The organism is Ruegeria sp. AE3 (assembly GCF_056542225.1).
Genome location: NZ_JBQFZL010000006.1, coordinates 110673 through 123470, shown reverse-complemented (window position 1 = coordinate 123470; position 12798 = coordinate 110673). Strand labels below are relative to the sequence as shown.

The window sequence follows — 12798 nt, the reverse complement described above, 5'->3', positions numbered from 1 at the left end:
TTATCGGACCTTAGTGCGAAGGATGCAGCGCATCTTTCAGATAAACACAGGTCAGAATGGTGAATACGTAGGCCTGAATGAAGGCCACAAGGACCTCGAGACCATACATTGCGGTGATCGCCAGAACTGACACAGGCGAAATCAGGGAAATTGCGGCAAAGCCTGCAAACACCTTGATCACCGCGTGGCCTGCCATGACGTTACCGGCAAGACGAATGGAGTGGCTGACGGGGCGTACGAAGTACGAGATCAGCTCGATGATCGCCAGGATCGGGCGCAGCGCCAGCGGCGCGCTGGAGACCCAGAACAGGCCCAGGAACGCGGCACCGTTCTTGACGAAACCCAGAATGGTCACGGTCAGGAACACGGCCAGCGCCAGCGGGATTGTCACGGCGAAATGCGATGTGGTGGTGAACGAGGTTGGGATCAGACCCAGGAAGTTCGCGGTCACAATGAACATGAACAGGGTCATGACATAGGGGAAGAACTTGACGCCGTCCTTGCCGCAGATGTCTTCCAGCATCTTGTAGATGAAGCCATAGGCCAGTTCCGCAATCGACTGCATCCGGGTCGGGACGATGGCGCGCTTTGACGTGCTGAGAACCAGCAGGCCAAAGATCGCCACGATGGCCAGGAACAGCCACAGGGTCACGTTGGTGGGCGTGTACCAGGCAATCTCGCCACCGAACAGCGGCTTGACGATGAACTGGTCCATCGGGTGAAACACCAGGCTGCTGGCTTCTGCTGCGTGGTCTGCGCCTTCGGCGCCGTGTGCTGCGGTGGTCTCGCTTGCCACGTTCAGTCCCTCTCGTCCTTTTCGGCCTGCATATCGGCCGCTTGTTTATCTTGAACCTCTTGCGCGCTGCGGAGCATAACCTTCACGCCCGCGACAAGGCCCAGCAATGTGAACAGCACCAGAAAGATCGGGATCGTCCCGAGCAGGCTGTCCAGCCCGTATCCGATGCCAAATCCGATCCCAAGACCGGAAACCATTTCGATGACCATCCTCCAGGCAAGCTCGCCCCCGGATATGTCACTGTCAGCGCGGGCAGCCGGTTTTCTGGCCTTTTTCGCCGCCTCGATCTTGGCCTCAAGCTGCGCCATACGCTGCTTTTGGTCGTCATCGGTCACGGACGGAATCCTCGCGCTGTCTTGCGCATGGTGCTAAGGCGCGAAAGGCGCAGAGTCAACGGCGTTGATGGTGTGAAATGACGCAGGCTAAAAAATTGTTTTTAAACAGTTATTTTTGGCTTGCTCGCCCGATCGAATTGCCTGCCTTTGGCCTGAGCGGCAGTAATCGCCCCAAAACCCATATTCAACCTTTTGGTTGATCTTTGCGCGCTAGCTGCGGCCACAGGCGTCGAACAAGGCGTCCATCGATCAGCAAGAGCCCGGCAAAAATCGCCGCCATGCCCATCAAATGTTCGGGTTGCAGAGTTTCTCCCAGAACCCAGGTTCCAAGTATCAGGGCGGAAACCGGTGCGATCAGCGTGACAGTCGAAATGTTGGTTGGCCCGACTCTGGGCAGCAACCAGTAGAAGGCAATGAAAGCGGCCGAGGTCAGCACAAATCCGATCATCAACAACGAAAGCCATGTTTCAGTGCGCTCGATCATCGGCAAGCCTTCACGCCAAAGTGCCAAGGGTAAAATTGCCAAGGCCGCCCCTGTCAGTGCCAGGGCGACCAGCACCACCGGCTGCATGTCGCGGAAAGCCCGCGCAATGTTGACAGAAAACGCGTAACATATGGGTGCGCACAGGGTCAGCAGAACCGCCCAGAACTGAGATGTTTCGCCATTGTGCAAAATCGGGACGGACAACACGACAATCCCAATGAAGCCGCACACGACGCCAAGGGATTTCAACAGCGTCGCACGCTCGCTTCCGGGCCAGAAATGCGAAACGATGACGGCAAAGGCCGGTGTTGTCGCATTCACGATCCCTGCCACGCCGGATGCGATATGCTGCTGCCCAAGCGCATAGAACGCAAATGGAGCGGCATAGCTGAGCGCCCCGAACCCCAGCAGTCCAATGGCGCGCCCGAGTGTCAGGTGAACCGGCATACGGGCGGCAATCACATAGATCCAACAGCCCAGAGCCCCAAATGCAACCCGTCCCAACGATACGGATAGCGGCCCAAGTTCGCGCAGCAATATGGCGTTGAACATGAAAGACATGCCCCACCCGATGCCAAGGACGCAGATCACCAGCCAGTATTTCAGCGCCATAGCCGCCCCCCTTGCGCATCACCGCTGCACAGTGACGTGATAGGGTAAATTGTCAAACGGGTTCTCGCCCATTAGGAAAGACCTATGTCCAACGATCTCGACACCGTGTTCGCGGCCCTTGCCGACCCCACCCGCCGCGCCATTCTGGCGATGCTGCTGGAGGACGATATGGCCGTGACGGATGTCGCCGAGCCGTTCGAGATGTCGCTGGCGGCGATCTCGAAACATCTGGTCATCCTGACTAAAGCCGGGCTGATATCACAGGAAAAGCGCGGCCGGGTGAAGTGGTGCAAGCTGGAACCCGACGCGTTGCGCACTGCTTCGGTCTGGATGCAGGGGTTCGGCCAGTTCGAACCCATCAACCTGGATGCGTTCGAACGGTTTCTGGAAGTCGAGCTTCCGATCTCGGATGAGGCCTAGCGCACGACGAAAACCGACATGCTGGCATGTTTGGCCAGATATCCGGCGTGGCTGGAAAAGATGTAGTCGGTGATCCGGGGCGCGTGGGTGCCCACGATGATCAGGTCTGCACCAATCTCTTCCGCCGCGCGGGTCAGGTCGCTGTCCACTTCGGCAGCAACATCAACCGAGTGTATCTTGCGCACCGCGACCTCGCCCGCGCCTTCTGATACAAGCTGTTCGGTGAAGTCGGCCAGTTGCTTGTCTATCTCGGCCTCGGTTTCCGAGGATGCACCCATATGGGCCCCGCTGACACTGACCAGAGTGATCTTGGCGCCTTGCCATTTTGCCACCTGCGCGGCGACATCTGCGGCCTTGCGAACCTCGGGCGGCAGGTGGCGGTCAATCGGCAGCATGATATGTTTGAACATAATCTCCTCCTTTTGTCCGCCTTCCAAGGTAGTCCTGAGACCAAGGGCCTGCCTTGATCTGGCTCAACAGATTCTGCTTTTGGAATTCGTGGGCAATCTGTACCGGTTTCAGACCGGGAGCGGCGTTACTCAGCTGCCCGGCGTTGGGGAATGGAGCGCGGGGCCTCTTCTTTCAGCAGCATCAGCAGCGCAATGACCGTCAGCGCCACACCGCCCAGGATCAATCCCGTCGGGACTGGTTTGCCCAGCGCGATTTCCCACAGGATCACCCAGCTTGGCACCAGATAGGTATAGGCCATGACCTTGGCCGACGGCAGCCGGAGCGAGGAGAACTGCACCAGGACGAAACTGGCCGCCGTTGCGAAGAATGAGATATAGAACAACCCGATCCAGACAATGGCGGGAAGGGCTGCCCAATCGGTCGCTTTCAGGTCAGACCAGCCGAACAGGACCAATAACAGGCACCCGGCAACCAGCGTACCGAACGTGAACACGAGGGCAGGTTCTCCGCGGTTCAGTCTGCGGATCATGGGGGTGTAAGTCGCGTGCGCGACGCATCCCCAGAAATAGATGATCTCGCCCTCGCCGATCTGGAAGGCGCGGAACATCTGCCAGTCGGCCCGAAAGATCACCCATAGCGCCCCAATCGCACCGATGGTCAGGGCCATTGCCATGCGCGGCGTGGTGATCTGGCGCAGCAGGACCCAGCCCGCAATGGCCGAGACAACGGGGGTCAGGGTGAAAACCGCGGCAGCGCTGACCGGCGGGGCGGTTTGCAGCCCGTAAAACATCAGGACAAAATAGGTGGCGAACAACCCGCCCAGCACCAGATACCGCCAGGGCGCCTGTGCGGCACTGCGGGGCAGACCGGTTGTCGCCAGTGCCGCCACACCAATCACCACAGCCGCAATGGCAAAGCGCACCGCATTCAAGGCCGCCGGAGCAATTTCGTTGGCAATCATCGACCCCAGCGAGAAGCTGCCTGCGACAAGGGCCGAAAAGGCCAGCATGGCTAGATGGCCACGCATCTGCGGGTTCATGGACACCAGCCTTTGGAGGCTTCTTTCAGAAAACTCAGGAACGCTTGCACCTTGGTCGTTCGGTGCAGGTCCACATGGGTCACCAGCCACAGGTTGCCGAACCATTCCGGAAGCGGGTCGATCACTTCGACCAGAGTGTCATGACGGGCGGCCTCCCAACGGGCCATAAAGCCGATACCGGCCCCGGCCAGAACGGCCTCGCGCATACAGAAATTGTTGGTGCAGCGAAAGGTGATGCGGTCGGCGGATACCGTGTTGCGCAGCCACCGGGTGAACGGCGCACGGCTGCTTTCATCGTCAGAGCTGACGAAGTGGTGGTTTCCGAAATCCTCGATGCCCGAAGGTTTGCCGTGCCGTTCGATATACGAAGTACTGGCATAGAGGCCGACTTCTTCCTGCCGGAAAGGTTGCACAACGTTGTCGGGCTGATCCGGGGCCGATCCCGCACGGATTGCAACATGCGCCTCGCCATATTCCAGCCGGAACAGGCGGTCTCCGGTCAGGTAGCGCACGATCAGCTCGGGGTGCATCTTTTGAAACTCGGTCAGCGTCGGCACCACCAAAGGCGCGATGGAGCCCAGCGACGTCACCACCAGTTCACCCGATACATCGTCACCGCGCCCCTTCATCCGGCCGACAAGCTGGTTGAACTGGTCTTCTGTGGCCTGCGCCACGCGCAGCAAATCGTCGCCCGCTTCGGTCGGGGTATATCCCCGCGCGTGGCGCTGGAACAGTTTGACACCCAACCGGGCCTCGATCGCGTCGATGTGGCGGATCACTGTGGCGTGGTGCACGCCCAGAACCTCGGCCGCGCCGCTGACGGTTCCCATGCGCGCCACCTGATAGGCGGTCCGCACCTCATCCCAATTGTCCATCGTCACACCGCTCTGTGCAATTTCTAACAATAGCTGTTGATGTATCCGAGTTTTGTTCGCAAACGCAACAGCCATATTGGGATCAGAACAAGATTTCCCTGACCTAAAGGACCCGAAAAATGGCTAAAACCATCCTGCATATAGACGCCTCTGCCCGCCGCGCGGGTTCGACCACCCGCGACCTGTCTGACCGCATTGTCCGGCAGTTGGGTGCCACCCGCATCGTCCGCCGAGATCTGGCCACCCCCCTGCCCCTGCTGACCGAAGACTGGATCGCCGCCAACTTTACTCCGGCCGAGCAGCGCGACGACCTGCAACGCGACCGGCTGGCCCTTTCGGACGCGCTGGTGACCGAATTGCAAGAGGCTGATACCATCGTTATCGGCCTGCCGATCTACAACTTCTCGGTCCCCGCTGCATTCAAGGCCTGGATCGACCTGGTCGCCCGCGCGGGCCTGACCTTTTCCTATTCGGAGAACGGCCCAAAAGGGTTGCTGGAGGGTAAACGCGCCATTCTGGCAATCGCGTCGGGCGGTACCGCTGTCGGATCCGAGATCGACTTTGCCACCAACTATGTGCGTCACGTTCTGGGCTTTATCGGCATCCATGATGTAGCGATCATCGCCGCGGATCAGATGGCGGTGAACCCCGAAGCCGCGCTGGAAAGCGCCAAAAAGGCGGTAACAGAACTGGCGGCCTGATCGCCACTGGTCATTAAGCCCTGAAACGTCCAGTCTGCTGGTCAGATGGAACTGGCGGACTGGATGGCGCGCATGAAGAAGATCGGAATTCTGGGCGGTGTGGGCTGGGCCTCGACCGTGGACTATTACAGGGCCATTGCCGAAGGTGCCGGGCGTCACTTTGCGGCGCGCGGCCACGGCGCGCCCCTGCCGATCCCTGCCATAACCATCGAATCTGTCACACAGGCCAAGACCCGCGCCCTGCGGGGTGTCGCGGGGGACGAAGCCAGCTGGGCGGCGTTTGATGCGGTGTTTCGCGACGCGCTGCTGACGCTGGAGCGCGCAGGCTGCGATTTTGGCATCATAGCGTCCAACACCCCGCACGCGCGGCTGCACGCGATCAGACAGGGTGTTTCCATGCCCATCCTCAGCATTTTCGATGCAACGGCAGAGGCCACGGCCAGCACAGGCGTGACAAACGCATTGGTGCTGGGAACAACCGTGACGATGCAGGCCACCAACTATGCGGATCGTCTGGCGGCCGAGGGCATCACCGCGAATGCGCGGCTGCCCGACCCCGAGATTTCCGAGATGCAGGCCATGATCGACAGTGATTTCTACGGTGGTGCCTCTGATGCGGCCCGGGCAAGGTTGCTGGCCTTTTGCAACAAACATGCCCGTCCCGGAACCGCCATCCTGCTGGCCTGTACCGAGCTGCCGCTGGCCTTTCCAAAGCATCTGGATGACCCGGTATTCGAGGCCGACGGGCACCTGTTCATCAACCCGTCCGCCGCGCATGTCGCCGCCGCGCTGAAACTGGCGCTAGAGTGATCAGGGCAGCCACATAACGGTGCAACCGATGCGATCGAAGAACGCCATCACGTCGGATTGTTTCATCACAACGGTACGGTCATTGACCAACGGGTGCATATAAATCACCTCGGCCCCTTGGGCGGCGGCGTCCATGAAGAACTGCACATTGTTCTGCACACCGTTGATCATCGCCAGCGGGCTGACCGCGCCGGGGCGAATACCAAGGTTCTGCAACAGCCGGTCTGCCGACCCAAAGGACAGGGCGCCGACACCCAGTTCTGCGCCCAGCGCCTTGAGGTCAATCTCGCGGCTTTGTTCCAGCGTCACCAGGTAGTTGCGCTTTTTCTTGTCGCGCAGGTACAGGTTCTTGACCCGCAACGCGTTCTCGCCCGGCACCATGAACTGGCCTTCCACGGCCTTGGAGTCCTCGACCGTACGCAAGGGAACATGGGTATGCAGGCGGTAGGGCAGCCCCCAGTCATCCAGCTGCGCCAACAGCGCGTCAGAACTGAGCGGCAATGTATCCTGAAATGTGGATGATGCGTCCATGGGGCCCTCCTGTTTGTAGCGCTCATCGCGCAACATGGCGGCGAATTCAAGCTGGGGCGGAGCAGAAAACGGTGCTAGCGTGCCGCCATGAAAGTCACACGAAACACTCCGACCCAACTGATCCTTGCCGACACGCCCTGGTTCATCGGGATCATGCTGGTCTTTTTCATACTGGCCTTTGTCGGCGCAGGTCTGGCCATGGTCAGTGACGGCGGCGAGAATATCTGGTTCGGGCTGTTCTTTGCACTAATCGGCGGCGGGCTAGGTGTCGGGGCGTTCTGCGTTTTCGTGCGGCGGGTTCAGGTCATTCTGGACCGCACAAAGAACCGCATTCTGATCCGCAGGCAGTCTGTCTTTGGCTATGAAGCGGTCGAGCATCAGCTGTCCAGCCTGTCCCATGCCGAAGTTGAAAGCTCGACTTTCCGCAGCGACAGCAGCAGTTCGACGCTGTATCGCCCGGTTCTGGTGCTGGACAAGGGAATGAGCGAAGGGCGTCATCCGATTGTCGATGCGTTCTCGAACGGGCGCGGCGCGCATAAACTGGTTGACGCGGTCAACGCATGGCTGCCCGCGCAGCAGGAAGACACGAAGGAACAGGCCTGACGATTACAGGACTTGTCCGTGCTCCAGCCAGGCTCGATCGGCCGGTGTCACCATTTCGGACAGGCGCGCGTCGTATCGGGCCATGTCATCGGCGGTCAGCTTGCCCTCCCATTTGTTGCTGGTCCCGGACGAGAAGAACTGCGCGTAATCCTGAAACGCGCTTTTGAAACCGGGCTGCTGCGAAGCGCGCCGGGCGTTTTCCTTCATGGAACCAAAGCTTGCGGCCTCAGCGATATCGTCGATCATTTCTGTTGCGATCTCGGTCCCCAAGATGTTTGCGATCCGCGCCACCTGTCCCGGCAAATCGCGGCTGAGTTCGGCGTAATGCAGGAAATGGATGTTTGGCAGATGCCGGAACGCGCAGAATGAACGGTAATGGTGGACGTATGAGGCCAGCGTCAGATCGTCGGTGCCCTTTGACGAGGCGGGCCGGTCGAGGAACATCGCGAAGGCTTCGGACAGATCATCGGGAAACAGGTAGTCCAGCCAGTCGTCTTTCATGTTTTCCACATGGCGGCGCAGCGAGAAATGCACGTCAACCGGATGACGATGCACCACCAGATAGGTCGCATCCGGTGAATAGGTGATCCCGTCCAATGGCGTGTGGGTCTTGATGCACCGTCTGTGCGTCTGTGCGGCAAGTATTCTGTCCTGCTCCTCACGATCTCTGAACCCGCAATCGAGCCAGGGTGAGACCGCGTTGTTGTACACGGCTGGATCCGCGGTTTTGGTGATCAGCATTCGTACCAGCGTCTGCGTCCACGTGGTGCCGCATTTGGGAGGCGTGCAGACAAAGATGTCGTCGGGACGGATTACGAAGTCGGACCAGATATCGGTATTCGTGACTTCACCGACATAATCCCTGGTGCGCTGCGGCAATGGTTGACTCATGACCAAACTCCAAAACTGACCCCGACCTTTGGACGCTACACCAAGTGGCCAGATGCTCAAAGCGTTTGCCTTGACTCGCAGCGCCCAGAGGCGTAGATGACCGCCAAACATCCGGAAGCGTCTTGATCTTCCGGTCCCTTGAGTCGTTCAGGGATCGCCCCCCACCAGCGAGTTTCGCCCGTGGGGGCGTTTGTGCATTTAACCGACGCATCCTATCTAGGACGCGCCATCAGATAACCGGCTAAGGAGGCCGAAGGCATGTTTGAAAATCTATCCGAACGCCTTTCCGGCGTCTTTGACCGGCTGACCAAACAGGGTGCCCTGTCTGAAGAAGACGTCAAGACCGCCCTGCGCGAGGTCCGCGTTGCCCTGCTTGAGGCCGACGTCTCGCTGCCGGTGGCGCGTGAATTCGTCAAGAAGGTGCAGGACCAGGCGACCGGTCAGGCGGTGACCAAGTCGATCACCCCCGGTCAGCAGGTCGTCAAGATCGTGCATGACGCGCTGGTCGATACCCTGCGCGGCAAGGAAGACCCCGGAAAGCTGAAGATCGACAACCCGCCTGCCCCGATCCTGATGGTCGGTCTGCAGGGTTCGGGTAAGACCACCACCACCGGTAAACTGGCCAAGCGCCTGAAAGAGAAAGAGGGCAAGAAGGTCCTGATGGCCTCGCTCGACGTTTATCGCCCGGCGGCGATGGACCAGCTGGCGGTTCTGGGCGCGCAGGTCGGCGTTGACACGCTGCCGATTGTACCGGGCCAGAAACCCGTCGACATCGCCAAGCGCGCCAAGCAGCAAGCCACATTGGGCGGCTATGACGTCTACATGCTGGATACCGCCGGTCGCCTGCATATCGACGAAGTGCTAATGGGCGAGGTCGAACAGGTCCGCAACGCGGTTGACCCGCGCGAGACCCTGCTGGTGGTTGACGGCCTGACCGGTCAGGTCGCCGTTGAGGTGGCCGAAGAATTCGACGCCAAGGTCGGCATCTCGGGCGTGGTCCTGACCCGGATGGACGGGGACGGGCGCGGTGGTGCGGCGCTGTCTATGCGCGCGGTCACCGGCAAGCCCATTCGCTTTGTCGGTCTGGGCGAGAAGATGGACGCGCTGGAGACCTTCGAGCCGGACCGGATCGCCGGACGTATTCTGGGCATGGGCGACATCGTTGCCCTGGTCGAAAAGGCCCAGGAAACGATGGAGATGGAACAGACCGAGCGCATGATGAAGCGCATGGTCAAAGGTCAGTTCAACATGAACGACCTGAAGATGCAGCTGGAACAGATGATCCAGATGGGCGGCATGCAGGGCATGATGGGCATGATGCCGGGCATGGGCAAAATGGCCAAGCAGATGGATCAGGCGGGTCTGGACGACAAGATCCTGCGCCAGCAGATCGCCTTGATCCAGTCCATGACCAAACGCGAACGCGCCAACCCGCAACTGCTGCAAGCCAGCCGCAAGAAACGGATTGCAGCCGGTTCGGGGATGGAGGTCAGCGACCTCAACAAGCTGCTCAAGATGCACCGGCAGATGTCGGACATGATGAAAAAGATGGGAAAGATGGGCAAAGGCAAGATGCTGAAACAGGCCATGAAGGGCATGTTCGGCAAAGGTGGCCCCAGCCACGAAGACTTGGCTGCCGGCATGGACCCCAAGGCACTGGAACAGGCGGCCAAAGCGATGGGCGGCAAGATGCCCGGCGGTCTGCCTGGTCTGGGCGGCGGCATGGGGCTACCTCAGGGCCTGAGCGGGTTTGGCAAGAAGAAGTAATGAACGCCATCGCCCAACATATCCCCCGACTTGAAACCGAGCGCCTGATCCTGCGCGCGCCGTCCGAGGCTGATCTGGACGCCGATACCGCGTTTTTTGCCAGCGATGCGGCGAAGTTCGTCGGTGGACCACTGCGCCGGGATGAGGTTTGGCGACTGATCGCTTCGCTGCTGGGCCACTGGTCCCTGCGCGGTTACGGGTTCTGGAGTGCCGAGGAAAAAGCCTCGGGCACTTATGTCGGGCGGATCGGGCTTTGGTGCCCCGAAGGCTGGCCCGAACCCGAAATCGGCTGGACACTGATGAACCACGCCACCGGCAAGGGTTACGCGACCGAGGCAGCACTCGCCGCACGTTCCTATGCGTATGATGCTCTGGGGTGGGAAACGGCGATCTCGCTGATTGATCGGGACAATCTTGCCAGCAAGGCCGTGGCGAAACGGCTGGGCGCGCAGTTCGAGTATCACTATGACCACCCCAAATTCGGCAGGTCCGAAATCTGGCGGCACCCCGCGCCTGCGGATCTGGAGAATGGCGGGATGGAGGCCTACGCATGACCGCGTTCACCATCCCCACCGTTGAAACCGAACGCCTGATCCTGCGCGCGCCGCATCTGGATGATCTGCCTGCGCTGACCGCATTCTTTGCGACCGAGCGCAGCCATTTGGTGGGCGGACCCCGGGACGCGCTGGAAAGCTGGGGCATGTTGGCCAGACGCCTTGGGCACTGGGCGTTGAAAGGATTTGGCCTCTGGCACCTGACCGATAAATCCAGCGGTCGGTTCGCTGGCGGCGTCGGCCTGATTGACGCCCCCGGCTGGGACGAGCCTGAACTGGGCTGGACCGTGATGGAAGATTTCGAAGGTAAAGGTTTTGCCTATGAGGCGGCGCTTGCCGCACGGTCCTATGCGGCGCGGCATCAGGGCCTGAACGGGGTGATTTCGTATATCGCCCACGAAAACGATCGATCGCGCGCTTTGGCCGAACGGTTGGGCGCAACGCTGGAGCGTGACAATGCCGAACTGCTGGGCCAGCCCTGCCAGGTGTGGCGGCACCCCAAGATTGACGTTTCGACACCCGAAAGGACCGGCCAATGAACAACCCCGTGACACGCGCGGCTGCATTGCTGAAAGAGCATCGCGAAAGCATCGACCGGCTGGATGCGATCCTTGTCTATACGCTGGGCGAGCGGTTCAAACACACACAGGCCGTTGGCAAGCTCAAGGCCGAACACAACCTTCCCCCGTCCGATCCCTCGCGTGAGGCCACGCAGATCGCACGGCTTGAAGACCTGGCGAAAGAGGCCGATCTGGACCCCGATTTCGCCAAGGCTTTTCTGAATTTCATCATTCAGGAAGTCATCCGACACCACAGGAAACACCAAGGGTGAACCAGAGGTTCAGCAACCATCAGAATTAACCGGAAAACACACCGGCCAATCAAATACACGCCTCCGGCGTGATGCCATTCAAAGGAGATACCACCATGGCAATGAAAATTCGTCTCGCCCGCGCAGGCTCGAAAAAACGTCCGTTTTACCGCATCGTCGCGGCTGACAGCCGGATGCCGCGCGACGGCCGTTTCATCGAGAAACTGGGCACCTACAACCCGCTGCTGCCGAAAGACAGCGAAGAGCGTGTGAAAATGGACATGGAACGCGTTCAGCACTGGCTGGATCAGGGCGCCCAGCCCACCGACCGTATCGCGCGTATGCTGGAAGCTGCCGGCACCCGTGACAAGGCCGAGCGCAACAACCCCAACAAGGGCACACCGGGCAAGAAAGCTCAGGAACGCGCGGAAGAGAAAGCTGCAAAGGCTGCGGAAGCTGCCGAAGCGGCTGCTGCACCGGCTGAAGAAGCGGCTGCAGAAGAATAAGCAGGCCGAAGCGTGCGGGATCAGACCTTTACTGACGCATTTCGCACGCAGTTCGATCTGTTGTTGCGGCTCCGGCGCGATGTGCGCCGGTTCCGCGGCGACGCGGTAGACGAGGCAGTGCTTGCGCGCTGCCTCGACGCGTTTCGGCTGGCCCCATCCGTGGGGCTAAGCGAACCCTGGCGCGTGATCCGCGTCGATAGCGCAGCGGCCCGGGCTGCGGCGCTAAGGAATTTCCAAACCGCCAATGATGATGCCCTGGCGGGCTATTCCGGCGACAGGGCGCAGCTTTACAGCCGCCTGAAACTGTCGGGGATGCAGGAAGCGCCGGTGCAACTGGCCGTCTTCTGCGACGACAGTACCGACAAGGGGATGGGTCTTGGCGCGGGCTCGATGCCCGAGATGCGGCGCTATTCCGTGGTCTCTGCCATCACCCTGTTCTGGCTGGCCCTGCGGACTGAGGGGCTGGGGTTGGGCTGGGTATCCATTCTGGACCCCGAACAGATGGCGCGCGATTTGGATGTACCGGACAACTGGCGTCTGATCGGGTATTTCTGTGTCGGATGGCCGGAACAGATATCTGACACCCCCGAACTTGAACAGGTTGGCTGGGAAAACCGGGCCGACAGCCTGAAGATCGAAACAAGGTAGCGCC

General features: G+C 60.3%; 18 protein-coding genes. 10 read left to right on the top strand and 8 right to left on the bottom strand.

The window, feature by feature from the left end:
• Positions 1 to 10: 10 nt before the first annotated feature.
• The 3 genes from ACR0NZ_RS13145 to ACR0NZ_RS13135 all read right to left on the bottom strand — a co-directional run bounded on the left by ACR0NZ_RS13145 (position 11) and on the right by ACR0NZ_RS13135 (position 2227).
• Positions 11 to 796, bottom strand: coding sequence for a F0F1 ATP synthase subunit A (locus ACR0NZ_RS13145; protein WP_267366759.1), 786 nt, complete (start codon positions 794 to 796; stop codon positions 11 to 13).
• A gap of 2 nt (positions 797 to 798) precedes the next feature.
• A complete protein-coding gene (locus ACR0NZ_RS13140; RefSeq protein WP_480473911.1) occupies positions 799 to 1131 on the bottom strand; it encodes an AtpZ/AtpI family protein in 333 nt (110 codons plus the stop codon).
• Positions 1132 to 1315: 184 nt separating this feature from the next.
• Positions 1316 to 2227, bottom strand: a complete 912-nt coding sequence (locus ACR0NZ_RS13135; protein WP_480494686.1) for a DMT family transporter — start codon at positions 2225 to 2227, stop codon at positions 1316 to 1318.
• An 84-nt stretch (positions 2228 to 2311) separates the two neighbouring features.
• Here ACR0NZ_RS13135 and ACR0NZ_RS13130 point away from each other — a divergent pair, with 84 nt between their 5' ends.
• Complete coding sequence (locus ACR0NZ_RS13130) at positions 2312 to 2647, top strand: ArsR/SmtB family transcription factor (protein ID WP_480473915.1); 336 nt, start codon at positions 2312 to 2314, stop codon at positions 2645 to 2647.
• Here the strand turns inward: ACR0NZ_RS13130 and ACR0NZ_RS13125 are convergent.
• The 3 genes from ACR0NZ_RS13125 to ACR0NZ_RS13115 all read right to left on the bottom strand — a co-directional run bounded on the left by ACR0NZ_RS13125 (position 2644) and on the right by ACR0NZ_RS13115 (position 4972).
• Positions 2644 to 3057: a universal stress protein gene (locus ACR0NZ_RS13125; RefSeq protein ID WP_480473917.1), complete on the bottom strand. Its 414-nt coding sequence runs from the start codon at positions 3055 to 3057 to the stop codon at positions 2644 to 2646. The two genes, ACR0NZ_RS13130 and ACR0NZ_RS13125, sit on opposite strands and share 4 nt — an antisense overlap.
• Positions 3058 to 3182: 125 nt before the next feature.
• Complete coding sequence (locus ACR0NZ_RS13120) at positions 3183 to 4097, bottom strand: DMT family transporter (protein ID WP_480519435.1); 915 nt, start codon at positions 4095 to 4097, stop codon at positions 3183 to 3185.
• Positions 4094 to 4972, bottom strand: a complete 879-nt coding sequence (locus ACR0NZ_RS13115; protein WP_209506137.1) for a LysR family transcriptional regulator — start codon at positions 4970 to 4972, stop codon at positions 4094 to 4096. Before ACR0NZ_RS13115 ends, ACR0NZ_RS13120 begins: the two co-directional genes overlap by 4 nt.
• Before the next feature lie 119 nt (positions 4973 to 5091).
• On the opposite strand from ACR0NZ_RS13115, the gene ACR0NZ_RS13110 reads away from it, so the two are divergent.
• Positions 5092 to 5673: an FMN-dependent NADH-azoreductase gene (locus tag ACR0NZ_RS13110; RefSeq protein ID WP_480519433.1), complete on the top strand. Its 582-nt coding sequence runs from the start codon at positions 5092 to 5094 to the stop codon at positions 5671 to 5673.
• Positions 5674 to 5745: 72 nt separating this feature from the next.
• A complete protein-coding gene (locus ACR0NZ_RS13105; RefSeq protein ID WP_480519431.1) occupies positions 5746 to 6483 on the top strand; it encodes an aspartate/glutamate racemase family protein in 738 nt (245 codons plus the stop codon).
• On the opposite strand, the gene ACR0NZ_RS13100 is transcribed toward ACR0NZ_RS13105, so the two are convergent.
• Positions 6484 to 7014, bottom strand: coding sequence for a prolyl-tRNA synthetase associated domain-containing protein (locus tag ACR0NZ_RS13100; protein WP_480519429.1), 531 nt, complete (start codon positions 7012 to 7014; stop codon positions 6484 to 6486). It abuts the gene before it with no gap.
• Between the two features lie 87 nt (positions 7015 to 7101).
• On the opposite strand from ACR0NZ_RS13100, the gene ACR0NZ_RS13095 reads away from it, so the two are divergent.
• Positions 7102 to 7617: a hypothetical protein gene (locus ACR0NZ_RS13095; protein WP_480519427.1), complete on the top strand. Its 516-nt coding sequence runs from the start codon at positions 7102 to 7104 to the stop codon at positions 7615 to 7617.
• A gap of 3 nt (positions 7618 to 7620) precedes the next feature.
• Here ACR0NZ_RS13095 and ACR0NZ_RS13090 read toward each other — a convergent pair whose 3' ends face one another.
• The gene (locus ACR0NZ_RS13090) at positions 7621 to 8508 is read right to left on the bottom strand and encodes a sulfotransferase domain-containing protein (protein WP_480519425.1); all 888 of its coding nucleotides are present in this window, start codon (positions 8506 to 8508) and stop codon (positions 7621 to 7623) included.
• A gap of 258 nt (positions 8509 to 8766) precedes the next feature.
• On the opposite strand from ACR0NZ_RS13090, the gene ffh reads away from it, so the two are divergent.
• From ffh to bluB, 6 genes are all read left to right on the top strand, one after another.
• Positions 8767 to 10275: a signal recognition particle protein gene (ffh, locus tag ACR0NZ_RS13085; RefSeq protein WP_480519423.1), complete on the top strand. Its 1509-nt coding sequence runs from the start codon at positions 8767 to 8769 to the stop codon at positions 10273 to 10275.
• Positions 10275 to 10829 carry a GNAT family N-acetyltransferase gene (locus tag ACR0NZ_RS13080; RefSeq protein ID WP_480519421.1) on the top strand — a complete coding sequence of 185 codons (555 nt, stop codon included), beginning with the start codon at positions 10275 to 10277 and terminating at the stop codon, positions 10827 to 10829. The genes ffh and ACR0NZ_RS13080 overlap by 1 nt, the downstream gene beginning before the upstream one ends.
• Complete coding sequence (locus ACR0NZ_RS13075; RefSeq protein ID WP_480519419.1) at positions 10826 to 11368, top strand: GNAT family N-acetyltransferase; 543 nt, start codon at positions 10826 to 10828, stop codon at positions 11366 to 11368. The genes ACR0NZ_RS13080 and ACR0NZ_RS13075 overlap by 4 nt, the downstream gene beginning before the upstream one ends.
• Positions 11365 to 11661, top strand: coding sequence for a chorismate mutase (locus tag ACR0NZ_RS13070; protein WP_209506121.1), 297 nt, complete (start codon positions 11365 to 11367; stop codon positions 11659 to 11661). The genes ACR0NZ_RS13075 and ACR0NZ_RS13070 overlap by 4 nt, the downstream gene beginning before the upstream one ends.
• 95 nt (positions 11662 to 11756) lie before the next feature.
• A complete protein-coding gene (gene rpsP / locus ACR0NZ_RS13065; protein ID WP_209506119.1) occupies positions 11757 to 12146 on the top strand; it encodes a 30S ribosomal protein S16 in 390 nt (129 codons plus the stop codon).
• Between the two features lie 12 nt (positions 12147 to 12158).
• Positions 12159 to 12794 (top strand): 5,6-dimethylbenzimidazole synthase, encoded by a 636-nt coding sequence (gene bluB / locus ACR0NZ_RS13060; RefSeq protein ID WP_480519417.1) that lies wholly within the window; start codon positions 12159 to 12161, stop codon positions 12792 to 12794.
• The last annotated feature ends 4 nt before the right edge of the window (positions 12795 to 12798 follow it).

Coding starts and splice junctions, on each gene's coding strand:
- ACR0NZ_RS13110 (WP_480519433.1), top strand. CDS start 5,092: ATGGCTAAAACCATCCTGCATATAGACGCCTCTGCCCGCCGCGCGGGT.
- ACR0NZ_RS13125 (WP_480473917.1), bottom strand. CDS start 3,057: ATGTTCAAACATATCATGCTGCCGATTGACCGCCACCTGCCGCCCGAG.
- ACR0NZ_RS13120 (WP_480519435.1), bottom strand. CDS start 4,097: ATGAACCCGCAGATGCGTGGCCATCTAGCCATGCTGGCCTTTTCGGCC.
- rpsP (WP_209506119.1), top strand. CDS start 11,757: ATGGCAATGAAAATTCGTCTCGCCCGCGCAGGCTCGAAAAAACGTCCG.
- ffh (WP_480519423.1), top strand. CDS start 8,767: ATGTTTGAAAATCTATCCGAACGCCTTTCCGGCGTCTTTGACCGGCTG.
- ACR0NZ_RS13075 (WP_480519419.1), top strand. CDS start 10,826: ATGACCGCGTTCACCATCCCCACCGTTGAAACCGAACGCCTGATCCTG.
- ACR0NZ_RS13100 (WP_480519429.1), bottom strand. CDS start 7,014: ATGGACGCATCATCCACATTTCAGGATACATTGCCGCTCAGTTCTGAC.
- ACR0NZ_RS13130 (WP_480473915.1), top strand. CDS start 2,312: ATGTCCAACGATCTCGACACCGTGTTCGCGGCCCTTGCCGACCCCACC.
- ACR0NZ_RS13135 (WP_480494686.1), bottom strand. CDS start 2,227: ATGGCGCTGAAATACTGGCTGGTGATCTGCGTCCTTGGCATCGGGTGG.
- ACR0NZ_RS13090 (WP_480519425.1), bottom strand. CDS start 8,508: ATGAGTCAACCATTGCCGCAGCGCACCAGGGATTATGTCGGTGAAGTC.
- ACR0NZ_RS13105 (WP_480519431.1), top strand. CDS start 5,746: ATGAAGAAGATCGGAATTCTGGGCGGTGTGGGCTGGGCCTCGACCGTG.
- ACR0NZ_RS13095 (WP_480519427.1), top strand. CDS start 7,102: ATGAAAGTCACACGAAACACTCCGACCCAACTGATCCTTGCCGACACG.
- ACR0NZ_RS13070 (WP_209506121.1), top strand. CDS start 11,365: ATGAACAACCCCGTGACACGCGCGGCTGCATTGCTGAAAGAGCATCGC.
- ACR0NZ_RS13080 (WP_480519421.1), top strand. CDS start 10,275: ATGAACGCCATCGCCCAACATATCCCCCGACTTGAAACCGAGCGCCTG.
- ACR0NZ_RS13115 (WP_209506137.1), bottom strand. CDS start 4,972: ATGGACAATTGGGATGAGGTGCGGACCGCCTATCAGGTGGCGCGCATG.